Source organism: Microbacterium sp. NPDC055683 (assembly GCF_053617895.1).
In genome coordinates this window covers 24,336-48,737 of record NZ_JBSHGQ010000014.1, presented here as the reverse complement: position 1 = coordinate 48,737, position 24,402 = coordinate 24,336, and the positions used below count along the sequence as shown (strand labels likewise).

23 protein-coding genes are annotated in these 24,402 nt (G+C 73.5%); 15 read left to right on the top strand and 8 right to left on the bottom strand.

What is annotated here, in order from left to right; all coding sequences use genetic code 11:
* Nucleotides 1–22 precede the first annotated feature (22 nt).
* The 5 genes from ACWGPF_RS07580 to ACWGPF_RS07560 all read right to left on the bottom strand — a co-directional run bounded on the left by ACWGPF_RS07580 (nucleotide 23) and on the right by ACWGPF_RS07560 (nucleotide 6,308).
* Nucleotides 23–2,113, bottom strand: coding sequence for a RecQ family ATP-dependent DNA helicase (locus ACWGPF_RS07580; protein WP_452332247.1), 2,091 nt, complete (start codon nucleotides 2,111–2,113; stop codon nucleotides 23–25).
* Between the two features lie 423 nt (nucleotides 2,114–2,536).
* A complete protein-coding gene (locus tag ACWGPF_RS07575; protein WP_452332246.1) occupies nucleotides 2,537–3,652 on the bottom strand; it encodes an FAD-dependent oxidoreductase in 1,116 nt (371 codons plus the stop codon).
* A gap of 171 nt (nucleotides 3,653–3,823) precedes the next feature.
* A complete protein-coding gene (locus ACWGPF_RS07570; protein WP_452332245.1) occupies nucleotides 3,824–4,708 on the bottom strand; it encodes a CPBP family intramembrane glutamic endopeptidase in 885 nt (294 codons plus the stop codon).
* A gap of 3 nt (nucleotides 4,709–4,711) precedes the next feature.
* Nucleotides 4,712–5,437 carry a tRNA (guanosine(46)-N7)-methyltransferase TrmB gene (gene trmB / locus ACWGPF_RS07565; RefSeq protein WP_452332244.1) on the bottom strand — a complete coding sequence of 242 codons (726 nt, stop codon included), beginning with the start codon at nucleotides 5,435–5,437 and terminating at the stop codon, nucleotides 4,712–4,714.
* A 31-nt stretch (nucleotides 5,438–5,468) separates the two neighbouring features.
* A complete protein-coding gene (locus ACWGPF_RS07560) occupies nucleotides 5,469–6,308 on the bottom strand; it encodes a DUF3097 domain-containing protein (RefSeq protein ID WP_452332269.1) in 840 nt (279 codons plus the stop codon).
* 229 nt (nucleotides 6,309–6,537) lie between these two features.
* On the opposite strand from ACWGPF_RS07560, the gene ACWGPF_RS07555 reads away from it, so the two are divergent.
* From ACWGPF_RS07555 to ACWGPF_RS07545, 3 genes are all read left to right on the top strand, one after another.
* Entirely contained in the window at nucleotides 6,538–8,562 is a 2,025-nt protein-coding gene (locus ACWGPF_RS07555) for a TPM domain-containing protein (protein WP_452332243.1), read from the top strand.
* Between the two features lie 61 nt (nucleotides 8,563–8,623).
* Nucleotides 8,624–9,361: a PspA/IM30 family protein gene (locus tag ACWGPF_RS07550; protein ID WP_345439564.1), complete on the top strand. Its 738-nt coding sequence runs from the start codon at nucleotides 8,624–8,626 to the stop codon at nucleotides 9,359–9,361.
* Between the two features lie 118 nt (nucleotides 9,362–9,479).
* Complete coding sequence (locus tag ACWGPF_RS07545) at nucleotides 9,480–10,301, top strand: arginase family protein (RefSeq protein WP_452332242.1); 822 nt, start codon at nucleotides 9,480–9,482, stop codon at nucleotides 10,299–10,301.
* Between the two features lie 34 nt (nucleotides 10,302–10,335).
* Here the strand turns inward: ACWGPF_RS07545 and ACWGPF_RS07540 are convergent, their stop codons facing one another.
* On the bottom strand, nucleotides 10,336–11,226 hold the full coding sequence (locus tag ACWGPF_RS07540) for an NAD(P)-dependent oxidoreductase (protein ID WP_452332241.1): 891 nt from the start codon (nucleotides 11,224–11,226) through the stop codon (nucleotides 10,336–10,338).
* 102 nt (nucleotides 11,227–11,328) lie between these two features.
* On the opposite strand from ACWGPF_RS07540, the gene ACWGPF_RS07535 reads away from it, so the two are divergent.
* From ACWGPF_RS07535 to ACWGPF_RS07515, 5 genes are all read left to right on the top strand, one after another.
* Nucleotides 11,329–12,387, top strand: a complete 1,059-nt coding sequence (locus tag ACWGPF_RS07535) for a D-2-hydroxyacid dehydrogenase (RefSeq protein ID WP_452332240.1) — start codon at nucleotides 11,329–11,331, stop codon at nucleotides 12,385–12,387.
* A 28-nt stretch (nucleotides 12,388–12,415) separates the two neighbouring features.
* Nucleotides 12,416–13,195 (top strand): IclR family transcriptional regulator, encoded by a 780-nt coding sequence (locus tag ACWGPF_RS07530; protein ID WP_452332239.1) that lies wholly within the window; start codon nucleotides 12,416–12,418, stop codon nucleotides 13,193–13,195.
* A 176-nt stretch (nucleotides 13,196–13,371) separates the two neighbouring features.
* A complete protein-coding gene (locus ACWGPF_RS07525; RefSeq protein WP_452332238.1) occupies nucleotides 13,372–14,775 on the top strand; it encodes an MFS transporter in 1,404 nt (467 codons plus the stop codon).
* The gene (locus ACWGPF_RS07520; RefSeq protein ID WP_452332237.1) at nucleotides 14,772–15,500 is read left to right on the top strand and encodes a fumarylacetoacetate hydrolase family protein; all 729 of its coding nucleotides are present in this window, start codon (nucleotides 14,772–14,774) and stop codon (nucleotides 15,498–15,500) included. Before ACWGPF_RS07525 ends, ACWGPF_RS07520 begins: the two co-directional genes overlap by 4 nt.
* 249 nt (nucleotides 15,501–15,749) lie before the next feature.
* Entirely contained in the window at nucleotides 15,750–16,205 is a 456-nt protein-coding gene (locus ACWGPF_RS07515) for a Fe-S oxidoreductase (RefSeq protein WP_452332236.1), read from the top strand.
* Here the strand turns inward: ACWGPF_RS07515 and ACWGPF_RS07510 are convergent.
* Both ACWGPF_RS07510 and ACWGPF_RS07505 read right to left on the bottom strand, forming a co-directional pair.
* Nucleotides 16,195–16,665 carry an SIP domain-containing protein gene (locus ACWGPF_RS07510; protein WP_452332235.1) on the bottom strand — a complete coding sequence of 157 codons (471 nt, stop codon included), beginning with the start codon at nucleotides 16,663–16,665 and terminating at the stop codon, nucleotides 16,195–16,197. The genes ACWGPF_RS07515 and ACWGPF_RS07510 overlap by 11 nt on opposite strands.
* A gap of 39 nt (nucleotides 16,666–16,704) precedes the next feature.
* The gene (locus tag ACWGPF_RS07505; RefSeq protein WP_452332268.1) at nucleotides 16,705–17,184 is read right to left on the bottom strand and encodes a carboxymuconolactone decarboxylase family protein; all 480 of its coding nucleotides are present in this window, start codon (nucleotides 17,182–17,184) and stop codon (nucleotides 16,705–16,707) included.
* Nucleotides 17,185–17,352: 168 nt separating this feature from the next.
* Here ACWGPF_RS07505 and ACWGPF_RS07500 point away from each other — a divergent pair, with 168 nt between their 5' ends.
* From ACWGPF_RS07500 to ACWGPF_RS07470, 7 genes are all read left to right on the top strand, one after another.
* Nucleotides 17,353–18,279, top strand: coding sequence for an alpha/beta fold hydrolase (locus tag ACWGPF_RS07500; RefSeq protein WP_452332234.1), 927 nt, complete (start codon nucleotides 17,353–17,355; stop codon nucleotides 18,277–18,279).
* Nucleotides 18,276–19,769, top strand: a complete 1,494-nt coding sequence (locus ACWGPF_RS07495) for an ABC transporter substrate-binding protein (RefSeq protein ID WP_452332233.1) — start codon at nucleotides 18,276–18,278, stop codon at nucleotides 19,767–19,769. Before ACWGPF_RS07500 ends, ACWGPF_RS07495 begins: the two co-directional genes overlap by 4 nt.
* A gap of 7 nt (nucleotides 19,770–19,776) precedes the next feature.
* Nucleotides 19,777–20,727, top strand: coding sequence for an ABC transporter permease (locus ACWGPF_RS07490; RefSeq protein ID WP_452332232.1), 951 nt, complete (start codon nucleotides 19,777–19,779; stop codon nucleotides 20,725–20,727).
* Entirely contained in the window at nucleotides 20,724–21,584 is an 861-nt protein-coding gene (locus ACWGPF_RS07485) for an ABC transporter permease (protein ID WP_452332231.1), read from the top strand. Before ACWGPF_RS07490 ends, ACWGPF_RS07485 begins: the two co-directional genes overlap by 4 nt.
* Nucleotides 21,585–21,732: 148 nt before the next feature.
* Nucleotides 21,733–22,530, top strand: a complete 798-nt coding sequence (locus ACWGPF_RS07480; protein ID WP_452332230.1) for an ATP-binding cassette domain-containing protein — start codon at nucleotides 21,733–21,735, stop codon at nucleotides 22,528–22,530.
* Nucleotides 22,523–23,320 carry an ABC transporter ATP-binding protein gene (locus tag ACWGPF_RS07475; RefSeq protein WP_452332229.1) on the top strand — a complete coding sequence of 266 codons (798 nt, stop codon included), beginning with the start codon at nucleotides 22,523–22,525 and terminating at the stop codon, nucleotides 23,318–23,320. Before ACWGPF_RS07480 ends, ACWGPF_RS07475 begins: the two co-directional genes overlap by 8 nt.
* A gap of 124 nt (nucleotides 23,321–23,444) precedes the next feature.
* Nucleotides 23,445–24,389: a PhnD/SsuA/transferrin family substrate-binding protein gene (locus ACWGPF_RS07470; RefSeq protein ID WP_452332228.1), complete on the top strand. Its 945-nt coding sequence runs from the start codon at nucleotides 23,445–23,447 to the stop codon at nucleotides 24,387–24,389.
* Nucleotides 24,390–24,402: the final 13 nt, after the last annotated feature.

Here is a 24,402-nt window from a genome sequence, read left to right as displayed (position 1 = left end):
GCTCAGCCGCGCAGGCCCGGGCTCAGCCGCGCAGGGCCAGGGCGAACGGCAGCACCGCCGGCGCGCCGGCGCGGCGCAGCTCACGGGCCGCGAGGGCGAGCGTCCAGCGGCTGTCGGCGAGGTCGTCGACGAGCAGAACGGGTCCCGCCGGCACCTCGATGCCCTCCGCGGCCATCCGCCCATGCAGATCGGCCACGCGGAAGGCGCTGTTGCCGCCGGGGCGGCCGGTCGGCGCCGCGGGGTCGAGCGCGAGCGCCCCGAGATAGGGCAGACGGCCGATGCCCGCGAGCCCGCGCGCCAGGGATTCGACGAGGAGCGGGTGTGAGCGCGACGGAACCGAGACCACCGCCACGGGGCGCTCCGACCATCCCCAGTCGGCGAGGACGCGGACGCAGGCGTCCAGAAGTCGCGGGGGGACCTCCTGATCGGGCGCGCCGGCGGCGAACAGCTCGCGGAGAGCACCGCCCCAGCCGAGGTCGGTCAGGCGCGCGAGGGCGCGCCCCTCGTCGGCCTGCTCGTCCGCGGGGATGCGGCCCTTGAGCGGCATGCCGAGACGGTCCAGACCCGACGGCCACTGCCGGCGCGGCTCGATCGGCACGCCGACGCGATCGAGCGCCGACGCCGCCGACGCCGCGACGCCCTGCCCGATCTCCGCGGTCAGCCAGGAGCCCGCGCAGTTGTCGCACCGCCCGCAGGGCGACGCGGTGTCGTCGTCGAGCCGCCGCTGGAGGAACTCCATCCGGCAGCCGGTCGTCGTCTCGTACGCGAGCATGTCGTCCTGCTCGGCGCGGCGCTCGGCGGCGATCCGCCCATAGCGTTCGGCGTCGTAGGTCCACGCGTCGCCGGTCGCGGACCATCCGCCCTTCTCACGGCGCACGGCTCCGTCGACGTCGAGCACCTTGAGGAGCAGCTCGAGGGGCGTGCGGCGGATGTCGACGATCGCCTCGAGCGCGACGGTCGACATCGGCCGGTCGGATGCGGCGAGCGCCGACAGCACGCGCTCGGCCCGATCCTGGTCGGGCATGGAGGCCGTCGCGAAGTAGTGCCAGATGTCTCGGTCCTCCGGGCCCGGCAGCAGGACGACGTCGGCGGAGTCGGTCGCGCGGCCCGCGCGGCCGACCTGCTGGTAGTAGGCCACGGGAGACGACGGCGCGCCCAGGTGGAGCACGAACCCGAGGTCGGGCTTGTCGAAGCCCATGCCGAGGGCGCTGGTGGCGACGAGCGCCTTCACCTCGTTGCGCTTGAGCATGGCCTCCGACTCGGCGCGCTCGTCGGCGTCGCTCTGTCCTGTGTACGCCCGCACGGCATGACCGTGGTCGCGCAGCAGCCGCGCGGTGTCGTTGGCCGCGGCGACCGTGAGCGTGTAGATGATGCCGGAGCCCGGCAGCTCGTCGAGGTGGCTGAGCAGCCAGGCCAGGCGCGCCGTCGCGTCGGGGAGGCGCAGCACGCCGAGCCGGAGCGACGCGCGGGCGAGCGGGCCGCGGATGGTCGTGACGCCCTCGGCTCCGAGCTGGTCGACGACGTCGGCGACCACACGGCTGTTCGCGGTCGCCGTCGTCGCCAGCACGGGCACGGAGTCGGGCATCTGCGCGATGAGGTCGCGCAGGCGGCGGTAGTCGGGGCGGAAGTCGTGCCCCCAGTCGCTGATGCAGTGCGCCTCGTCGACGACGAGCATGCCGATGCGCCGGACGAGCGCGGGCAGCTGCTCGTCGCGGAACGACGGATTGTTGAGCCGCTCGGGCGACACGAGGAGCACGTCGACCTCGTCGGCCTCGAGCCGGGCGAGCACGTCGGTCCACTCGTGCGCGTTCGTGGAGTTGATGGCGACCGCCCGCACCCCCGCCCGCTCGGCGGCGGCGATCTGGTCGCGCATGAGCGCGATGAGCGGGGAGACGAGCACGGTCGGCCCCGCCCCCTGGTCGCGCAGCAGCCGTGTCGCGACGAAGTACACGGCCGACTTGCCCCATCCGGTGCGCTGCACGACGAGCGCGCGGCGTCGACCGCCGACGAGCGCGTCGATCGCCTCGAACTGGCCGTCGTGGAACACCGCGTCGTCGCGTCCCACCAGTCGGCGGAGGGCGGCGAGGGCGGCGTCGTGGAGGGGGGCGGTCATGCCTCCACCCTCGCACGGAGCAGGGACACCGGGTGCGACGGTCCGTTCCTCGGGCTCCCCCCTCGCCGGTGGGTGGAACGCGCCGCTTTCCCTCGCGCCATCAAGAGTACGACGGACCGCACCACTTCGCCGACCCCGTTCCGCAGAGGAAGGACATCGACGCGCTCGACGCGGCCGCGGCAGCCGGATGGCGCGTCATCCGCGTGCACGTCGGACATCGACGCGCAGGATTCCGGCCCGCGGTGGCGAGGATCCGCACCGCGCTCGCATCGGCATTGCGTGCCCTCGCGCTCGGGCGAAGCGGCGGCGCGTCCACGCACCTGGGCGGTTTCGACCGCTCCGCCCGTGGGAATGCGACCCGCTCCACCCACCGGCGCGCGGGTCGCCCGTGCCCGCGCCACCGCCCGGGCGTCCGCGACCGCCTCAGCGGTGCAGCCCGAAGAAGGGATCCGGACGGCCGGTGCCGGTCGCGAGGGCGGCGAGGTGCTCTCCCAGGGCGGGGGCGAACTTGAAGCCGTGCCCGGCGAACCCCGCCGCCACGACGATCGGCCCCGCCGTGTCGAGGATGAAGTCCTCGCTCTTCCGCGACGTGTACGTGCAGCTGATCGGCGCGAACCGGTCGGCGTCGGCACCCGGCATCCACTCGCGCACGTACTGCCGCAGCGCCGCGATGACGTGCGGGACGGGCTCGAACGTCCGCGTCGCCGGCGTGACCTCGGGGCCGACGGCGTGCCATCCGACCTTGAGTCCCTCGCCCGGCGACACGAGTCCGTAGATCGGCCCGAGCCACTCGAAGCCGGACGGCTCCGCACGGTGGTTGAAGCTCGGCCATCCCGAGCCGTCGTCGCCCGCGGCGAGCGCGAAGTGGGCGGGGTTCTCCTCCGTCACCCGCAGCGGCGGCAGGTCGATGAGACCGTCGAGCAGCTCGGACGACCAGGCGCCGGCCGCGACGATCGCACGCCGCGCGCGCACCATGAGATCCCCCGCGACGGCCTCGACCGCGTCGCCGCCGAGCACGCGCACCCGCTCGACGCGCGTGCCGTGACGGACCACGCCGCCCTCGCGCGCCGCGATCGCGTGGAACGCCCTCACGGCCCGCTCGGCCCACAGCCGTCCGCCCGCGGGGAGGAACAGCGAGTCGCTCGTGAACCGCATGCCGGGCCAGCGCCGCGTCGCCTCGTCGGCAGGGAGGGTCTCGACGGCGAAGCCGGCCGCGCCCGCCCGCTCGCGCAGCAGGTCGGAGTCCGGGAACGGCCCGCGGTTGACGATCCCGGTCTGCTCGAGGATGGTCTCCCCCGCCTCCGCCTCGAGCTCCCGCCACAGCGGGAGGGCGCGTTCGAGCAGCCGGAGATAGGAGGGCTCCGCGTAGGACGGGTTGAAGTTGCGGGTGGAGGCGTGCGAGGCGCCGGCTGCGTGCGCGGGCTCGTGCGCCTCGAGCAGCGCCACCTCGCGGCCCGCGCGCGCGAGCGCCCATGCCGCGGAGGCGCCGACGACCCCGCCCCCGACCACGACCGTTTCGACGTCGATCCGCTCCGCCATCCGCCGTCCTTCCGCCGCGTCCCCCCATCCTCCCGCACGCGCCGCCGCACAGCGGACGCGCCCGCGGACATCCCGCAGGAGATCGCGCCCGGCTCCCCGCACCCGCCCGCGTGATTCCGGGGGCAGGACCATCCGGCGGCCGCGGATCTCCTGCGCTGTGTCCGCCCGCCGTCACACGAGGAAGAGCGGCACCGCCCCCGGATTGTGCGCGTGGACGAGCACGAGGAAGACGACGGCATCGAACAGCAGGTGCACCGTGACGACGTAGGCGAGCGACCGGGTGCGGAGGAAGATCCACCCCTGCAGCAGCGCGAACGGGATGGTCAGCACGGGCCCCCAGGCGCGGTAGCCGAGCTCCCACAGGAAGGAGACGAACACGATCGCCTGCAGCGCGTTCGCGGCGGCGACGGGGAAGTGCCGCAGCAGCAGCGCGAACACCGTGCAGATGAAGAACAGCTCGTCCCAGATCCCCACCGCCCCGACGCCGACGAAGAGCCGCGCGACGAGGTCGGGGGTGTCGACGACGGGCCAGTTGCGGTAGACGCCCGACGTCACGAAGTAGAACGGCAGGATGAGCCAGCCGAGCGCGAGCACGGCGGCGAGCCAGCCCCACTGCATCGCCGTCCACCGTCCGCCCCCGCGCCAGGGGAACCGGACGGCGCGGTCCCGGTACGCCCACCGCGACACCGCGTAGGGCACCGCCACGGCCCCGCCCAGCGCCACGGTGAACCGCACCATGGCGGCGTCGTCGAGCTCGGCCGCGAGCGGGATGGCCGACACGACGAGCAGCCCCAGCGCGATGAGCGAGAGATCCCGCGCGAGGGACGGCGCCGCCCCGCCCGGCGCCGCCCCGCCCGCGACGCGCCAGGGCGCGATGCCCTGGGTCCGGTCGGCGACGACCGCGACGGCGATCCCCGCGGCCAGCAGCAGCCACCCGAGCCACGGCACCCGCAGCACGAAGAACGCGGGCGCGGCCAGGCACACCAGGAGGGCGGCCGCGAGCGTCGGAACCCGGAGCGGGCGCTGCTCCCCTCGCGCGCGGCGTCCTGCGGCCATCCGTCAGCCCCGGGCGATGCGACGGTAGACGAGATCGCGGATGTCGCGGCCCTTGTCGATGCCCTTGCGCTCGAACGCCGTCATGACGCGTCCGTCGAAGCGGTCGGCCCACTCGCCGTCGAAGGCGCGCTCGAACTCGGGCGCCGCGTCGAGAACCTCCCGCATCTGCAGCGCGTAGTCCTCCCAGTCCGTCGCCAGCCGGAGCAGCCCGCCGTCGCGGAGCGCCCGGCCGGACTGCGCGCCGAAGCCGTCGCGGACCATCCGCCGCTTGTTGTGCTTCTTCTTGTGCCACGGGTCGGAGAAGAAGATCCAGACCTCGTCGACCGACGCCTCGCGGAGAAGGGTCTCGAGCACCTCGGGTGCGTTGGCCTCGACGAGCCGCAGGTTGCGTACGCCCGCCGCGTCGGCGTCGAGCATGGTGCGCGCGAGCCCGGCGCGGAACACCTCGATGGCGAGGAAGTCGCGCTCCGGCGCGGATGAGGCGGCGTGCACGATGGCGTGCCCCTGGCCGGATCCGATCTCCACGACGAGCGGTGCGTCGCGCCCGTACTCGTCGGCGGGGACGAGGCGCGCGTCGGGGTGGACAGAGGTCGACGCGATCGCGCGCGGCACGTCGACGACGTAGCGGGGGGCGAGCTCGGCCCACGCGCGCTCCTGCGCCTCCGACATCCGGCCGCTCCGGCGGACGAACGAGACGGGATGGTCGCGGAACGTGCGGTCTTCGGGCATGGTCCCAGGGTACGTTCCGCGAGGGCGCGGCCTACTCCGCCGGCTCGGTGACGAAGTCGATGAGCTCCTCGACGCGGCCGAGAAGCTCCGGCTCGATGTCGCGGAACGTCGAGACGCGCGAGAGGATGCGCTGCCACGCGAGGCCGAGGTCCTCCTTGGTCTCGGCCGGCCATCCGAGCCCGCGGCAGATGCCGGTCTTCCAGTCCGTGCCGCGCGGGACGACGGGCCATCGCGCGATCCCCACGGCCTGCGGCTTGACGCACTGCCAGACGTCGACGAAGGGATGGCCGACGATGCGCACGTGCCGCCCGTGCGGTCCGCGCGCGATCGCCTCGGCGATGCGGGTCTCCTTGGAGCCGGGCACGAGGTGGTCGACGAGCACGCCGTAGCGGCGGGTCCGCGACGGCGGCTCGGCGCGCAGCAGGTCGTCGAGGAGGTCGATGCCCTGCAGGAACTCGACCGCGACCCCCTCGACCCGCAGGTCGGCTCCCCAGACCTTCTCGACGAGCTCGGCGTCGTGCTTGCCCTCGACGAGGATGCGGCTCGGCAGTGCGACCCTGGCGCGCTGGTCGTCGGCGACGAACGACCCCGACGCCGTGCGGCGCCGACCCTGCGGCTGCGCCTTCGGCACGACGAGCGCGACCGGCTCCCCGTCGATGAGGAATCCCGCGCCGAGGGGGAAGACGCGCGTGCGGCCCTTCCAGTCCTCGAGCTCGACGCTGCCGTTCTCGACGCGCGTGATCGCGCCGCAGTAGCCGTCTCCCGCCACCTCGACGACGAGGTCGATCTCGGCGGCGACCGGCCGCGACGTCTTCCTGCCGGCCTCGCGCCATCCGGCCGCGAGCACGTCGGCGCCGTACCTGTCCTCCATCACCCTCCCATCCCATCACGAGGCCCCGACGCCGGCGGGCCGCATCGCCGTGCCGTCCCTCCCGCGGCCCGGCGGGGCGGCCGTCGACCGCCGCCGCGGGCCGCCGGCCCCGGACCCCGGCAACTCCGATGAATCCGCTGTGGGTGCAACCCGCGGGTTCCCCCGCATGCCGCCCGATGCATAGGATCGGTCTCGCGGGGCCGAGACGGCCCGCGGAGGGGATGTCGCCATGCGGGCACGGTGGACCGCGGTGCTGTGCGCCGGACTCACGATCCTGATCGGCGGGACGGCGACGGCGGCGCTCGCCGAGACGCCGGTCGCCCTCGACTCCTCCCGCGTCTACGACGGATCCGACGTGCTCACCGACAGCGAGGAGCAGGCAGCGGACGCGCGTCTCCGCGAGCTGTCCACGGAGGAGGGCGTCGACCTGTGGGTCGTGTACGTCGACGACTTCGAGAACCCGTCCGATCCGCTCGAATGGGCGGATGAGACGGCGAACCGCAACAGCCTGGGCGACGGCCAGTACCTCCTCGCCATCGCCACGGAGGGCCGGGCGCTGGCCCTCTCGTACCCCCCTTCCGGGTCGGTCGGCGAGGCGAGGGCGAGCGAGATCGAGGCCGCCGTCGGCACGGCCCTCGCCGACGACGACTGGGCGGCGGCCGTCGACGTCGCGGCCGACTCCCTCGCCTCGCGCGGCGGCGGCGGCGCGTGGCCGTGGATCATCGGGCTCGTCGTCGTGGCGGGCGTCGTCATCGTCATCGTGCTCCTCTCCCGCAGGCGCCGCACACCGGCCGGCGACACCGGGAGCGCTCCCCCCGACGCGGTCCCCGTCGAGGAGCTGCAGCGCCGGGCCGCCTCGCTCCTCATCGCCACCGACGACGCCGTGCGCACGAGCGAGCAGGAGCTCGGCTTCGCGATCGCGCAGTTCGGCGAGGGCGCGACGGGCGAGTTCCGCGAGACGCTCGCCGCGGCGAAGGCCTCGCTCGCCAGGGCCTTCGAGCGGAAGGCGCAGCTCGACGACCACGAGAAGGACGCCGAGGCGGATGTGCGCGCCTGGAACGGCGAGATCATCGCGCTGTGCGAGCAGGCGAACGCCGCCCTCGACGAGAAGGCCCAGGGCTTCGCGCAGCTGCGTCAGCTGGAGCAGAACGCGCCCGAGGCGCTCGCCCAGGTGCAGGAGAAGCGGAGCCAGGCCGACGGCGTCGTCGCGGAGGCGCGGCAGGAGCTCGCGGCGCTCTCGGCGCGCTACGCGCCGGAGGCGCTCGCGTCCGTCGCCGACAACCCCGAGCAGGCGCAGGCGCGCCTCGTGTTCGCCGACGAGCAGCTCGTCGCGGCGCAGCAGGCGATCGGAGCGGGCAAGGGCGGCGAGGCGGCCGTCGCCATCCGCACCGCCGAGCAGGCGATCGCCCAGGCACGCGGTCTCGACTCCGCCGTGTCGCAGCTCGGCGCGTCGCTCGCCGAGGGCGAGAAGCAGGCGGCCGCCCTCATCGCCGAGCTCGAAGGCGACGTCGCCGCGGCCAAGCAGCTCCCGGATGGCGACGGCCAGGTCGCCGGGGCGGTCGCGCGCACCGAGCAGCAGATCGCCACGGCTCGCGAGAACCTCGCGGGCGCGGGGCGCCGGCCTCTCCTCATGCTGGAGGCGCTGCAGAAGGCCGACGACGAGATCGACCGCGTCATCGCGGGCGGCCGCGAAGCGGCCGACCGGCAGCACCGTGCGTCGCAGATGCTCTCGCAGACCATCCTGCAGGCGCGCAGCGCCATCGCCTCCGCCGAGGAGTTCATCGCGGCGCGACGCGGCGGCGTGGGGGCCGACGCGCGCACGCGGCTGGCACAGGCCGGCGCCGACCTCGCCCGCGCGGAGGGCCTGCAGCAGGCCGATCCCGCCACGGCCCTGAGCCACGCACGGAACGCGCTCCAGCTCGCGAACGACGCGATCGCATCGGCGCAGCGCGACGTGGGCTCGTTCGAGACGCGCTACCCGACCGCCACGAGGTCGTCGGGCGGAGACGACTTCCTGGGAGGGCTCCTCGGCGGCCTCATCGGCAGCTCGATGGGCGGCCGCCGCTCGGGCTCCGGATGGGGCGGCGGCGGCCTGTTCGGCGGAGGCGGCGGCGGATGGAGCGGCGGAGGCGGGAGCCGTTCGCGCGGCGGCTCGTTCGGCGGCGGTCGCAGCAGCAGCCGCGGCGGCCGCTCGGGCGGGCGCTCCTTCGGAGGCGGCGGCCGATCAGGACGCAGCGGAGGCCGCCGATTCTGAACCCGACCGCTCCCGCACCCCGCATCCCCCCGACACCGACCCCAACCGAAAGGGAACACCGATGACCAAGCAGTCGATCTTCGGACGCATCTCGACCCTCATCAAGGCGAACGTCAACGCCCTGATCGACCAGGCCGAGGACCCGGAGAAGATGCTCGACCAGCTCGTGCGCGACTTCACGAACAACATCGCCGACGCCGAGGCCGCCATCGCCGAGACGATCGGCAACCTGCGTCTGCTCGAGCGCGACACGGCGGAGGACCGCCAGACCGCGACCGAGTGGGGCAACAAGGCGCTCGCGGCGAGCCGCAAGGCCGACGAGCTGCGCGCGACGGGCAACACCGCCGACGCCGACAAGTTCGACAACCTCGCGAAGGTCGCGCTGCAGCGCCAGCTCTCGGCCGAGAACGAGATCAAGGCCGTCGAGCCGCAGCTCGCACAGCAGACCGAGGTCGTCAACAAGCTCAAGGACGGCCTCAACGGCATGAAGGTCAAGCTCGAGCAGCTGAAGGGCAAGCGCGCCGAGCTGCTCGCGCGCGCCAAGACCGCCGAGGCGCAGAACCGCGTGCACGACGCCGTCAAGTCGATCGACGTCATGGACCCGACGAGCGAGCTCGGCCGCTTCGAGGACAAGGTCCGCCGCCAGGAGGCGCTCGCGGCCGGCAAGGCCGAGATCGCCGCATCGAGCCTCGACGCCCAGTTCGAGTCGCTCGAGGACATCGGCGAGCTCACCGAGGTCGAGGCGCGCCTGGCTGCGCTGAAGTCGGGCGGCCAGCCGCAGGGCCAGCTCGGCGCCTGACCCGCGCCCCGACGACGCCGTCCTCCTCCGGGAGGGCGGCGTCGTCGCGTCGGCGGATGCGCGCGCCGCGCCGCGCCGCCCGGTCGCGCGCAGGTCCGGCCGGGAGGAAGATGGGGAGATGGCTCGCTTCCTCGTCGTCCCCCAGTGGCAGGGATCGCCCTCCTCCCGCGCGATGGCGTTCATCGACGGCGCCGAGATCATCGCGGGCGACCTGCCCCGCGCCGCGTGCACGACCATCGAGGTCCCGCTCGAGGCGGGCGATGCGATCGGCACGGGCGTCGCGCGTGCGAGCGCCCTGCATCGCGTCCGCGACGCCGTCGCCGCCGATCTGCGGGCGAACGAGTCCGACGGGCACGTCGTGGTCGTGGGCGGCGACTGTGGGGTCGCCGTCCCCGCCGTGGACCATGTCGCGGGCGATGATCTCGCCGTGGTGTGGTTCGACGCGCACGGCGACCTGCACGAGCCCGACACGTCGCCGTCGGCCGCGTTCGCGGGGATGGCCCTGCGCGCGGTCCTCGGCGGCGGCCATCCGTCGCTCTCCCTCGGCGAGCGCGCGATCGCGCCGGAGCGCGTCGTGCTGGCCGGCGCCCGTGCGCTGGAGGACGAGGAGGCCGATTACCTCGACGGGAGCGGCATCGCGCACCTCTCCGCGGCGACCTTCGACGCCGACGAGCTCGTGGAGGCCGTCGCGGCGACGGGGGCCGCGCGCGTGTACGTGCACGTCGACCTCGACGTGCTGGACCCCGCGCACGTGACGGGCGTCACCGACGCGCAGCCATTCGGTCTCGCGCCGTCCGATCTCGTCGCGGCGATCGCCGCGCTGCGCACCGTGCTGCCCCTCGCCGGCGCGTCGGTGACGGGGTTCGCCCCCGCGACCCCGGCCGCCGCGGTGGACGACATGGGGACCATCCTCCGCATCATCGGCGCCCTCGCCCGGTGACGCCGGCCGGATGCCGTCCGGTCTCCGGCGCGCCTCAGCGCTCCTCGACGAGCCGGCGCGCCACGGCGAGATCGTCGTCTCCGAGACCGCGCGCCACGAGCTCGTCGAACGCGGCGCGCAGGGCGGGCAGCAGCACGGGACGGGTTCCCGTCGCGTCGGCCACGTCGCCGGCGAACCGGAGGTCCTTCACCATGTACTTCGCCACGCCGGACGGGCTGTAGTCGCGTTCCACGAGCTTGTCGCGGCGGCTGCGCAGCAGGTTCGACCCCGCGTATCCCCCGCCCAGCAGGTCCCAGAGCGCTGCGGGATCGATGCCGCTGCGGTCCGCCAGCACGGTCGCCTCGGCGAGCGCGAGCATCGTCGCCGACACGACGAGCTGGTTGCACGACTTCGCGACCTCGCCCGCTCCGAGCGGTCCGAGCCGCACGGGCGTCCCGCACGGGGCGAGCACGCGCGCGGCGAGGGCGGTGTCCTCCTCCTCCCCTCCGAGCATGATCGACAGCGTCCCCGCGATCGCTCCGTCCTCCCCGCCTGAGACGGGGCTGTCGACGACGCGCACCCTGCCATCCGTCTCGGCGGCGAGCCGGTCGGCGAGCGCGCGCACGGCGGTGGCCGAGGACGTCGAGCCGATGAGCAGGAGCAGCGGTCCCCCGATCCCGGCGAGCAGGCCGTCGTCGCCGGCGAGCGCCTGCTCGAGCTCCGGCAGGTCGGGGAGCATCGACAGCACGACGTCCGAGCCTGCCGCGAGCGCGCGCGGCGTGTCGTGCCAGCTCGCCCCCGCCGCCTCGAGGTCGCCGTGCCGGCGAGCGCGGCCGGTGAGGGCGAGGGCGCCATGGGCGGCGAGAAGATGGGCAGCCATGGGGCGCCCCATGGCGCCGAGGCCGATGACCCCGACACGGGGCCCGGTGCGAACGTCGTCGGTCATGCGCCTCAGCCTAGTCACCTTGTTCAGGATATGGAACGGCGTTCAAATCATTGGCCGTTTCGGTATGCTGGTCCGACACCGTTCCCATCGAAGAGGATGACCATGACCGAGAGCACCGGACGGCTGCGCGCCGTCGTCGCCGCAGACCTCTCCGAGGAGCTCTGCCAGGAGATCGAGCGCCTCGAGCCGCGACTGGAGGTGGTCCGCGATCACCGACTGTACCGGCCCATGCGCTGGCCGGCCGACTGGGGCGGCGACCCCGCCCACGTGCGCACCGCCGAGGAGCAGTCCGCCTTCGACGCGCTCGTCGACAGCGCGGACATCCTCTTCTCGATCCCCGACACCGAACCCGGCGCGCTCGCGCGCACCGTGCGCGCCAATCCGCGCCTGCGATGGGTGCACGTCATGGCGGCGGGCGGGGGCGCGCAAGTGAAGGCCGCCGACCTCACGCGCGAGGAGCTCGACCGCGTCGTCTTCACGACGAGCGCCGGCGTCCACGGATCGACGCTCGCGGAGTTCGCGGTGTTCGGCGTGCTCGCGGGGGCGAAGGACCTCCCCCGACTGCAGCGGGCCCAGGCCGACCGCGCATGGGACGACCGCTGGACCATGCGCCACCTCGACGAGATGACGGTGCTCGTGATCGGCCTCGGCGGCATCGGCGCTGCGGTGGCGCAGCGGTTCGCGGCATTCGGATCGACCGTATGGGGCACGAGCCGATCGGGACGCCCCGTCGACGGCGTCGACCGGCTCATCCCCCTCGAAGAGCTGCACGCCGCCGCCGGCGCGGCCGATGCGATCGTCGTCACGCTCCCCGGCACCGATCAGACCACGCACCTCGTCGGCGAGGAGCTGCTGCAAGCGGCCAAGCCCGGCGTGATCGTCGCGAACGTCGGCAGGGGCACCGTGATCGACGAGAGGGCGCTGCTCGCGGCCCTCGACGACGGCCGCGTGTCGTTCGCGGCCCTCGACGTGTTCGAGGTGGAGCCGCTGCCGCAGGACAGCCCGCTGTGGAGCCATCCGCGCGTGCTCGTCAGCCCGCACACCGCCGCGCTGTCGACGCAGGAGGATGCGCGCATCGCCCGGCTCTTCGCCGACAACGCGCGTCGTCTGCTGGATGGCGAACCCCTGCGTAACGTGGTGGACACCGTCGAGTTCTACTGAGCCGGCTCCGCCGGCGCGAAGGAGCGCCATGCCCATCGCCCCCGACCGGGATCCCGCCCCGGCCGTCTCGCGCGCCCTGCGCATCCTCTCCGCCCTGGAGGCGGCAGAGGGCGTTCCGATGACCCTGAGCGAGCTCGCGCGCGCGGTCGGGATCGCGAAGTCGTCCGCGGCCAACCTCTGCGCGTCGCTCGAGGAGGGCGGGATGATCGAGCGCGACGCTCGGGGCTTCCGCCTCGGGCGGCGGACCGCCGAGCTCGGCGGCGCCTTCGCGATGCAGTTCAACCAGGTGCGCGAGTTCTTCGCGATCTGCTCGGCCTCAGAGGAGCTCCATCGCGAGGTCGTGCAGATCGCCATGCTGGACGGCACCGACATGCTCTATCTCGCCCGGCACGAGGGGCGGGCGCCGCATCGCCTCGGCACGCCGCTCGGATCGCGGCTTCCCGCGGCGCAGAGCGCGACGGGTCGCGCCGTGCTGTCGACGATGGACGACGCCGACGTCGCCGAGCTGCTGCGCGATGGGGCGTTCGCGAGCGTGACGGATCGGAGCGTCCCGTCGCTGTCCGCCCTGCTGCCCCTCCTCGCCCAGACCCGCGAGCGCGGGTACGCGATCGACGAGAGCAGCTCGTTCGCGGGCATCACGGGCGTCGCCGTGCCGCTGCCGCCCTGGAACCCGAGCGATCCGCCGCTCGCGATGGGCGCAGCCCTGTCCGCCGACGACGCCGACGGCGAGCGGGTGGCCCGCGTCGGGGGCGCACTGCTGGCCGCGGCGGCGCTCCTCACGAACCCGCTCGCGAGCCGGTCGGCCTGAGGCGCTGTTTCGCCGCGATTCGCGGCGAACGCTCCGGGTTTCGCCGCGATTCGCGGCGAAACCCTCCTGCCGCGCGCCCACGATCGGGCCATTCGTCCAGCATGTTGCACACCGTTCGGCATGTGGTACGTTGTCGAGGTCCCGCCACCCGCGGGGATCTCATCGAAGGAGATGACGTGAGCACAGCCTCGAACCCGACGAGCTTCCAGGACGATCCGGAGTACGCCGCAAATCTGCGCAGGGCCACGCTGGCCTCGAGCGTCGGCAGCGCGCTGGAGTACTTCGACTTCGCCCTGTACGGCCTCATGACCGCGCTCGTCTTCAACCGCCTGTTCTTCGATCCGGCCGACCCCGCGATGGGCATCATCGGCGCCTTCGCCGTCTACGGCGTCGGCTTCGTCGCGCGCCCGTTCGGCGGCTTCTTCTTCGGCACGATCGGCGACCGGCTCGGGCGCAAGTGGGTCCTCGTCGTCACGATCCTGCTCATGGGCGGCGCGTCGACGGCCATCGGCCTCCTCCCCACCTACGAGGTCGTCGGCGCGTGGGCGGCCGTCCTTCTCGTCGTCATGCGGCTCCTGCAGGGCTTCGGCGCCGGCGCCGAGCAGGCCGGGGCGACCGTGCTCATGGCGGAATACGCGCCCGTCCGGCAGCGCGGATTCTTCGCCGCGCTCCCCTTCATCGGCATCCAGGCGGGCACGCTGCTCGCCGCTCTGGTGTTCTCCGGGCTGTCGCTCATGCCGGAGGACGCGTTCCTCTCGTGGGGATGGCGCGTGCCCTTCCTCGCCTCGTTCCTCCTCATCCTCATCGCACTGTTCATCCGGATGCGCCTGCGCGAGACGCCGACGTTCGTCGAGCTGGAGAAGCACGAGCAGGTCGCGGCGCACCCGTTCCGCGACATCTTCACGACGGGCATGCCGGGCGTCATCACGGGCATCGGCCTGCGGATGGCCGAGAACGGCGGCTCGTACATCTTCCAGAACGTGTCGCTCGCGTTCGTGGCAGGCACCTTCATCGCCAACCCCGTCGACCGCGGCATCGCGACGTGGGGCGTGACGATCGGCTCGCTCATCGGCATCTTCACCGTCCCGCTCACGGGCTGGATCTCCGATCGCGTCGGCCGGCGCCCCGTCTACCGCTTCGGCGCCGTGTTCATGCTCCTGTTCGCGTTCCCCGCGTGGTGGATGCTGTCGCTCGGCGACCCCATCCTCACGGTCGCGGTCATCGCGGTGGGCATCGGCGTCGCGGTCAACTCCATGCTCGGCCCGCAGTGCGCACTGCTGCCGGAGATGTTCGGGAACCGCCACCGCTACCTCGGCGTCGCCATGGCGCGAGAGATCTCCGCCGTTCTCGCCGGCGGCCTCGCGGGCGTTCTCGGCACGTGGCTGCTCACCCTGACGGACGGCAACTGGGTCGTCATGGGCCTCTACCTGGCGACGCTCGCCGCCATCACGACGGCCTCGACCTTCCTCATCCCGGAGACGCGCAGCCGCGACCTGCTGCGCGTCCAGGATGCCGTGCGCGTGTCGACGGACGAGAAGGACACGGGCCTCGTCTCGGTCGTCGTGGCGGACGGCCGATGAGGCTCGCGCGCATCGCCCTCCCGACGGGCGCCGCCGTGCACGCCGTGCCGGTCGACGGCGGATGGCAGCCCGTCGCCGACCCGTACGAGGCGTTCGCGCGCGGGGTCGAGCCGGAGCCCGTCGGCGCCGTCGTCGCCGACGGGCAGCTCCTCCCCGCCGCCGCCCCGACCGTCGTGGTCGGCATCGCCCAGCCCGCCGAGCCCGGCGGCGGGATCGGCGCCTGGCTGAAGAGCCCGCGCACCGTCGCCGCGAGCGGCGCGCAGGTGACCGCGCGCCGCGACGCCGGCCGCACCGTGATCGAGGGCGAGGTCGCCGTCGTCATCGGCCGGTCCACGCGGGGGCTGACCGCCGCGAACGCGCGGGAGTACGTCCTCGGCGTCACCGCCGTGAACGACGTGTCGAGCCCCGACCGGCCGGATGTCCGCAACTTCGAGGTCAAGGGCGGCGAGAGGTACACGCCGCTCGGGCCGTGGATCGACACGGCGGCGGACCCCGAGACGGCCGAGCTCATCGTGCGGATCGATGGGGTGGATCGGGTGCGCACGGGGGCGCGCGAGCTCCCGGCGTCCGTCGCCGAATGCCTCGCCTACGTCGCAGCCTGGATCGAGCTCGGCCCCGGCGACGTCGTCATGACCGGCGCACCGCGGTCGGCGTTCCCCATCGAGCTGCCCGCGGCCGTCGAGATCACGGTGGCCGGCGTCCCGCTCGTCAACCGCTTCGTGTGATCCCGGCCGGGGGTGATCGGCGTGGGGCGATCCCGCCCGGGTGATCCCCGCCTGGTGATCCCCGCCCGGGTGTCGCCCTGAAACGCGGCGAAACCCACGGCAGCCGCCCCGAAACGCGGCGACACCCAACCCGAATCATCGCGACACCCACGACAGTCGCCCCGAAACGCGGCGATTCCCACCCGACTGTCACCCCGAAACGCGGCGAAACCCACAACAGTCCCCCCGAATCGCGGCGAAGATGGACGCATGCGCATCCAGTTCCCCTCCGCGCCGGTCCCGCGGCACTGGCGCGAGATCGCCGACCTCAAGGTCGCGGAGGGCCGGCGCGTCGACGCGCGGATCCCGCGCTGGCTGCTCGACTCGCCCGTGAGCCGCGTCGGCTTCTGGTGGGGCACGGCGCTCGGATGGCTGTGGGGCGGGCTCTGGTCGCGGGGCCGCGTGGAGCGGCGCGGCGGCCTCGTCGTCTTCCAGGGCATGCCGCGCGGCACGTTCCCGCGCGGCGGCGTGTGCGTGGGCGGCTGCTTCCTCACCGGGCGGCGGCCGTCCGACCGCGTGCTGCGTCACGAGGCGGTGCACGTGCGCCAGTGGCGGCGCTACGGCCTGCTCATGCCCGTGCTGTACCTGCTTGCCGGACGCAACCCGCTCCGCAACCGCTTCGAGATCGAGGCGGGCCTGGAAGACGGCGGCTACGTCAGCGGATGAGGGCGGCGAACGCGTCGGGCACGTGGATGGCCGACGCGGGCGTCCCCACGACCTCGGTGAGATGGTCGACGATGTCGGCGGTCCCGAGGAACCCGCCGAGCAGGGTCACGCGTGTCGCGTCGTCGCCCGTGCACATCATCTCGTCCGCCCATGCGGTGACGGCCCGCGAGAGCGCCTGGCCGGGGGCGCAGGCACGCCCGGTGCCGGGGGCGCCGGAACGGCGCGAACGGTCGAGCCAGGTCACGATCATCCGCGCGGGTGCCGCGATGGGCGCGACCCACGACGCATCGGGCACCTCGATGAAGATGCGGCCCGTCGAGCAGATCGGCAGCGTCGCGACGAGCAGCTCGAGGTCGACGAGCGCGTGCTCGTCGGCCGTGATGAGGTGCTGCACGCGCGCATGGCGCGACGCACGGCAGGCCTTCGCGCCGTGCTCGGGGGTCGTCTCGATGCTCTCCATGACACGCCCATCCTACACGCTCGGAAGGGTTGCCTTACCTCAGGCGGCGGGGATCGGATCCTTCGGCGGGACGGGGTAGCGCCCCGCGATCGCGAGCCGGTTGAAGGCGTTGATCGAGATCGCGAGCCAGCTCACCGCGACGTACTCCTGCTCGCTCAGCACGCCGCCGACCCGGTCGTAGACGTCGTCGGGGATGCCGTCGCGATGGATGAACGTGTGCGCCTCGGCGAGCTCGAACGCTGCCCGCTCGCGCTCCGTGAAGACGCCCGACTCGCGCCACACCGCGAGCTGCGTGAGCTCGTCGGCCCCGAGTCCCGCCCGTGCCGCGCGGTCGGCGTGCACGCGCACGCAGTACGCGCATCCGTTCAGCTGCGAGCAGTGCAGGAGCACGAGCTCCTTGAGACGGTCGTCGATCCCGTGCTCGCGCGCGACGCGACCCACGGTCTTCGAGAAGGCGTCGAGAGCCTGATACGCCTCGATCGCCGACTTCGCGAGGTGCACACGCTGCTCCGCCATGATCCGACCCTACCCGCGCCGCGCGGAGAGCACCCGCGGAATACCCCGCGCCCGCGCGGCATTGTTACCGGACGAGTCCGAACGCGCCGTGCCCGAGTTCCCGTGCCGCGGCGCCGGTCGGCAGAATGGACGAGGACGCGGACGGCGTCCTCCCGACAGCCGAGGAGCACCGTGGTCAGCGTGCACGCGACATCCGACGAGTTCGCGTTCCTGCCCGAGCAGGCGGCCCTGCAGGGGCGCCCCGTCCCGGTGATTCGCCGCCGTGCGCTCACCCTCCCCGACGGGCGCACGCTCAGCGCGCTCGCGGCGGGCGACGCGGCAGGGGGTGCGCCGCGCGTCGTCCTCCTCCACGGGGCGGGCCTCAACGCCCACACGTGGGACAGCACGGTCATCGCGCTCGGCGCGCCCGTGCTCGCTGTCGACCTGGCAGGTCACGGCGACTCCTCGTGGCGCGACGACGCCGCCTACGCGCCCCGGGTGCTCGCGGAAGACGTTGCGGCGGCGATCGAGGAGTGGGCGCAGGCGCCCGTCGTCCTCGTCGGCCAGTCGCTGGGAGGCCTCACGGCGGCGGCCGTCGCCGCGCGCCGCCCGGATCTCGTCGCGCACCTCGTCGTCGTCGACATCACGCCCGGGATCGACTCCTCGGCCGGGCCGGCGGCGCTACGGCGCTTCTACGAGAGGACCGTGTTCGACTCGCACGATGCGCTCGTGGAGCACGCGCTCTCCTTCGGTCTCGGCGGCTCCCCCGCGCAGGCCAGGCGGGGCGTGGTCCTCAACTCCCGCGTGCGCGACGACGGGCGCGTGGAGTGGAAGCACCATTACGCCCGCCTCATCGCCGACGGTTCAGCGGGCGCGGCGCTCTCCCCCGACGACGGATGGTCGGATCTCGCTGCCGCGACAGCGCCCGTCACGCTCGTGCGGGCGACGGAGGGCTTCGTGTCGCCGGCCGACGCCGACGACTTCGCGCGCCGGACCGGTGGCGACGTGGTCGTGATGGATGCACCCCACAACGTGCAGGAGGTCGCGTTCGCGGACCTCGCCGCGCTCATCTCGCGCCTCGCCGACCCGGCGCAGGTCGCACACGAGGAGGAAGCATGACCCGCACCATCCGCGCCGCCGCCGTCGCCGCACTCGCCGTCCCCGCGCTCGTGCTCGCGAGCTGCGCGGCGTCACCCGATGCGGAGCAGCCCGAGGCCGACGCCAGTCTGCGCGTCGGGCTCGTCCTGGAGCCGACCAACCTCGACATCCGCCGCACCTCGGGCGCGGCCCTCGAGCAGATCCTCGTCGACAACGTCTACGAGGGCCTCGTGACGCGCACGCAGGAGAACGAGGTCGTCCCCTCGCTCGCGACCGCGTGGGACGTGTCCGACGACGGCCTCGTCTACACGTTCACGCTGGCCGACGGAGTGGCCTTCCACGACGGCGAGCCGCTCGACGCGCAGGACGTGGTGTCGTCGCTGCAGCAGGTGGTCGACGACGAGAGCATCGTCGGTCACGCCGAGCTCGCCGCCGTCGCCTCGATCACCTCACCCGACGAATCGTCCGTCGAGATCGCGCTCTCGGCGCCCGACCAGAACCTCCTGTTCGCCCTGACGGGGCCCGCGGGGCTCGTCTTCGAGGAGGGCGACGACACCGACCTGCAGACGTCGGCCAACGGCACGGGGCCGTTCTCCCTCGCGGAATGGAACCAGGGCGACAGCATCGTGCTCGCGCGCAACGACGACTACTGGGGCGAGCCGGCCGGCGTCGCCGAGGTCGTCGCGAGCTACATCCCCGACTTCACGGCCGGCGTCAACGCCGCACTCGACGGCTCGCTCGACGTGCTCACGGCCGTCGACCCGCAGCTCGCCCCGCAGCTCGACGGCCAGAACGGGTTCACGTTGACGACGGGCAAGACGACCGACAAGTACGTGCTCGCGTTCAACAACGCCGCGGCTCCCCTCGACGACGTCCGCGTGCGCGAGGCGCTGCGCCTCGCGATCGACCACGACGCCCTCATCGAGGCGGTGGGCGCCGGCACGCCGCTGTACGGGCCCATCCCCGAGCTCGACCCCGGCTACGAGGACCTGTCCGACGTCGCGCCGTACGATCCCGAGCGCGCGCGGGACCTGCTCGCCGAGGCGGGCGCGGAGAGCCTCGAGCTCGAGCTCACCATCCCCTCGTTCTACGGCACGACGGCGTCGACCTACCTCGTCTCGGCCTTCACCGACATCGGCGTCGAGCTCACCGTGAACCCCGTCGAGTTCTCGGTGTGGCTGCAGGATGTGTATACCAACGGCGACTACCAGCTGAGCTTCGTCAACCACGTCGAGCCGCGCGACTTCGCCGCGTGGGCGAACCCCGACTACTACTTCCACTACGACGACGCCGAGGTGCAGGACCTCTACGCCCAGTCGGTCGCCGCGCTCGATCCCGACGACTCCGCGGCGCTGCTCGCGCAGGCCGCCCGGATCGTCTCGGAGGACCACGCGGCCGACTGGCTCTACACGGGCGAGACGATCGTGGCGGTCGGCGACGGCGTCGAGGGGTTCCCCGTCGACTCGATCAACTCCCGCCTCGACCTCGCCGGCGTCACCCTCGCGGGCTGATCCCGACGTGATCCGCTACGCGCTGACGAGGCTCGCGCTGCTCGCGCTGGGCCTCGTCGTCGCGAGCGCCCTCGTCTTCGCGACGCTGCGCGTCCTTCCCGGCGACGTCGCGCAGCTCGTCGCGGGAACGGAGGGAACCCCCGAGCAGGTGGCGGCCATCCGCGAGAGCCTGGGCCTGGACCGCCCCCTTCTCGCGCAGTACGCCGAATGGATGGCCGGGGTCGCGACGGGCGACCTCGGGAGGTCACTGCTGACGGGTGCGTCGGTCGCCGACGAGCTGGCGCGCAAGGCCCAGATCACGGTGCCGCTCGGCCTCCTCTCCCTCCTCATCGCGCTCCTCGTCGCGCTCCCCTTCGGCGTGCTCTCGGCCGTGCGCCGGGGGCGCCCCTCCGGAACGGCCATCAGCGTGGCCGCGCAGCTCCTCGCCGCGGTCCCCGTCGTATGGGCCGGCATGATGCTCGTCGTGGTCTTCGCGATCGCCCTCGGATGGCTGCCCGCCCAGGGGTTCCCCCGGGGAGGATGGGCCGACCCCGCCGCGGCGCTGCGCTCCCTCCTGCTGCCGGCCCTCACCATCGGCGTCGTCGAGGGCGCGCTGCTCCTGCGATTCGTGCGGAGCGCCACGCTGCAGGCGATGGGCCAGGACCACGTTCGCACGGCCGCGGCGAAGGGGCTCACCCGCACGCAGGCGCTCATACGCCACGGGCTGCCGTCGGTCGGCCTCTCGATCGTCACCGTGCTCGGCCTGCAGATCGCCGGGATCGTGGTGGGCGCCGTCGTCATCGAGCAGGTCTTCAACCTCCCCGGCGTGGGCCGCATGCTCGTCGCCGACGTCGGCGCGCGCGACCTCGTCAAGGTGCAGGGCGAGCTCCTCGCCCTCACCGGCCTCGTGCTCGTCGTCGGCTTCGTCGTCGACCTCGTGCACCGGCTCGTCGATCCGCGGCAGAGGGAGGCGGCATGAAGAGGCTGTGGGCCATCGGCACCGGCCGGTTCGGGCTCGTCGTCGCGGTCGCGATCGCGGCGACGGCGCTCGTCTCCCTCGTGTGGACGCCGTTCGATCCGCGAACGGTCGACCTCGCCATCCGCTGGACGGGGCCGGGATGGCCCCACCTGCTCGGCGGCGACGGCAACGGCCGCGACATCCTCAGCCTTCTCATGGTCGGCGCCCGGACGACCGTGCTCGTTGCGGTCGGATCGGGTGTCGTCGCCACCGCGGTCGGCGTGCTGCTGGCCGCGCTCGGGGCCCTCACGGCGCGCCCCGTGCGCGAGGCGGTCGCCGTGCTCGTCGACATCCTCATCGCCTTCCCCGTCCTGCTCATCGCCATGATGCTCTCCGCGGTGTGGGGAGGGTCGCTGTGGGTCGTCGTGTGGTCGGTCGGCATCGGCTTCGGCGTGAACATCGCGCGCGTCGCCCGCGTGGAGCTGCGCCGCGTGCAGCGCAGCGACTTCGTGCTCGCCGCGCGGGCGTCGGGGCTGACGCCGGCGCAGATCCTCGTGCGGCATCTGCTCCCCAACGTCCTCCCCGTCTTCATCGTGCAGCTGTCGTGGTCGATGGCGGCCGCGGTGCTCGCGGAGGCCGGCCTGTCGTACCTCGGGTTCGGGGCGCCGGTGACGGAGCCGAGCTGGGGCCTGCTGCTCGGCGAATCGCAGCGCTACATCGCCCTCCACCCGCTCTCCGTGCTGTGGCCGGGCCTCGCGATCACCGTCACGGTGCTCGCGCTCAACCTCCTCGGCGACGCGCTGCGCGAGGCGACCGACCCCACCCTCCGGCGCGGCGATGCCAAGCCGCAGGCGCACGAGCCGACGGTGATCGCGTGAGCACATCCCTTTGCCGAACGCGCATCCGTTTTCGCGCTTTCCCGTGTCCTCTCGTCCAACGGATATCCGTTGGACGAGAGGACACGGGAGTGGGGGCAATCGGGTGTGCGCCGGGCGATCGGATGGCCGTTCGAGGGGAGCGCACGGCATGACCCTCGAGGTGGACGGGCTCTCGATCGAGATCGGGGGGCGACGCGTCGTCGACGGGGTGTCGTTCTCCGTGGCCGACGGCGCCCGGCTCGGGCTGATCGGCGAGTCGGGGTCCGGCAAGTCGCTCACGGCCCTCGCCGTCCTCGGGCTGCTCCCCGACGGCGCGACGGCGACCGGCAGCGTGCGCTGGAACGGCACGGAGATCCTCGGGATGGCCGACCGCGACCTCGCACGCCTGCGCGGGGACGAGATCGGGATGGTGTTCCAGGAGCCGCAGACGGCGCTCAACCCCATCCGCACGGTCGGACGCCAGATCGCCGAGTCGGTCCGCATCCACCGCGGGGCGGGCCGGCGCGAGGCCGCCCGCATCGCCGTCGCCGAGGCCGCGCGCGTCGCCCTCCCCGACCCCGAGCGCCTCGTCGCGCGCTACCCGCACCAGCTGTCGGGCGGTCAGCGCCAGCGTGTCGCCCTCGCCATGGCGCTCGCCTGCCGCCCCCGCCTCCTCATCGCCGACGAGCCGACGACCGCGCTCGACGTGACCATCCAGGCGGAGGTCCTGCGGCTGCTGCTCTCGCTCGTCGCGGAGGACGGCATGGCGCTCGTCTTCATCACGCACGACCTCGCCGTGCTGTCGCAGGTCGCCACGCACGGCGTCGTCCTCGAGCACGGGCGCGTCGTGGAGGCGGCACCCGTGACGGACCTGCTCACCGCCCCCGGCCATCCCGTCACGCGCGCGCTGCTGCGCGACGCGACCGCGACGCTGTGGCGGCCGGCGGGAGGAGAAGCGGATGGCTGACGTCCTCCTGCGCGCCCGCGGGCTCGAGCGGCGCCATCCGTCACCGCGCCCGCATCCGTTCGCCCCGCGGCGCGACACGGTCGCGCTGCACCCCGTCGACCTCGACATCCGCCGCGGCGAGTCGGTCGGGATCATCGGCGAGTCGGGATCGGGCAAGTCGACCCTCGTGCGCCTGCTGCTCGGGCTCGACATCCCGACCGGCGGCACAGTCGAGTACGGCGGGCGCGCGGTCGACGCGCGAGCGCGGGCGCGCTCGCTGCACTGGCTGCGCCGGGCCACCGGCATCGTGTTCCAGGACCCGTACGCGTCGCTCGATCCGCGGATGACGGTGGAGCGCATCGTCGCGGAGCCGCTGTGGGCGCTCGGCGTCGACATCGACCGGCCGGCGCGCGCCCGCGAGCTCCTGGCGCGGGTGGGCCTCCCCGCCGACGCGGCCGTGCGCCATCCGCACGAGTTCTCGGGAGGTCAGCGGCAGCGCATCGCGCTGGCCCGCGCCCTCGCCCACGGCCCGGAGACCCTCGTCGGCGACGAGCCGCTCTCGGCGCTCGACGTCACGGTGCGCGCGCAGATCCTCGCCCTCCTCGGCGAGCTCCACCGCGACGACGGGATGACCCTCGTGCTCGTGTCGCACGACATCGGCGTCGTGCAGAACCTGTGCGACGTCGTCATCGTCATGAAGGACGGGCGCATCGTCGATCAGGGGCCGACCGAGCGCGTGCTCGGCGATCCGCAGGACCCGTACACGCGGCGCCTCCTCGCCGCCGTCCCCGTCATCGATCCGCGCGGCTGACCGCGTCTTCACGACGCGTTCACCCGCACGCAACCGCGGCGCCCGACCTGATTGAGGCCGCGTGCCTACCGTCGGCTCACGGCGCCCCAGGGCGCCGTCCCCATGCACCCGATGGAAGGCCGTCATGACCACCACCCTCACGCGCGGCGTCGCCGCGTTCGCCGGCGTCGCGCTGGCCCTCAGCCTCGCCGCCTGCTCGTCCTCCTCGGAGGACACCGCCACCGCCGACGACACGACGTCGACGGACTCCGAGGGCACGTTCGCCACGGACGAGGACACGATCGTCTTCGCCACGCTCCCCGACCACGAGGGCGCCGACCAGGATGCTCAGCCCATCGCCGACTGGATCGCCGAGATCACGGGCAAGACGGTCGAGTTCTTCCCCGCGACCGACTACACCGCGGTCGTGCAGGGCCTCGCCGCCGACCAGATCGACGTCGCCCAGATCTCGGCGTTCACCTACTACCAGTCGCAGAACGCGGGTGCCGAGATCACGCCGATCGGCGCGCAGATCACGGAGGAGGGCGCGGCGCCCGGCTACTACTCCGTCGCCGTGAAGAACCCCGCCTCCGACGCGGCGTCGCTCGAGGACTTCGCCGACCAGCCGGTCTGCTTCGTGAACCCCACCTCCACGTCGGGCTTCGCCGTGCCGATGGGCAGCCTGCTCGAGGCCGGCGTCACGGTGGCCGAGGACGACCGCCTCTTCGGCGAGGAGCACGACCTCACCGCGCAGAAGATCGCCGAGGGCGTCGACTGCCAGGTCGGCTTCGCCCAGGACATCGACGCCGACCCGCTCATCGAGTCGGGCGACCTCGTCGAGGTCGACCGCGTGCTCGTCCCCGCCGCGCCCATCGTCATGCAGTCGGCCCTGCCCCAGGACGTGCAGGACGAGCTGACCGCGGCCATCGCCGACAGCACGCAGGAATCCCTCACGGACGCCGGGATCGAGCTCAACGAGTTCCTCGCCGACGGATGGTTCGGCTTCGGCGCCGTCGACGACGCGTACTACGACCTCATCCGCACGCTGTGCGACGAGATCTCCGACGAGGTCGAGGCGTGCCGCGCCTGAGCGCGGCCGGCTG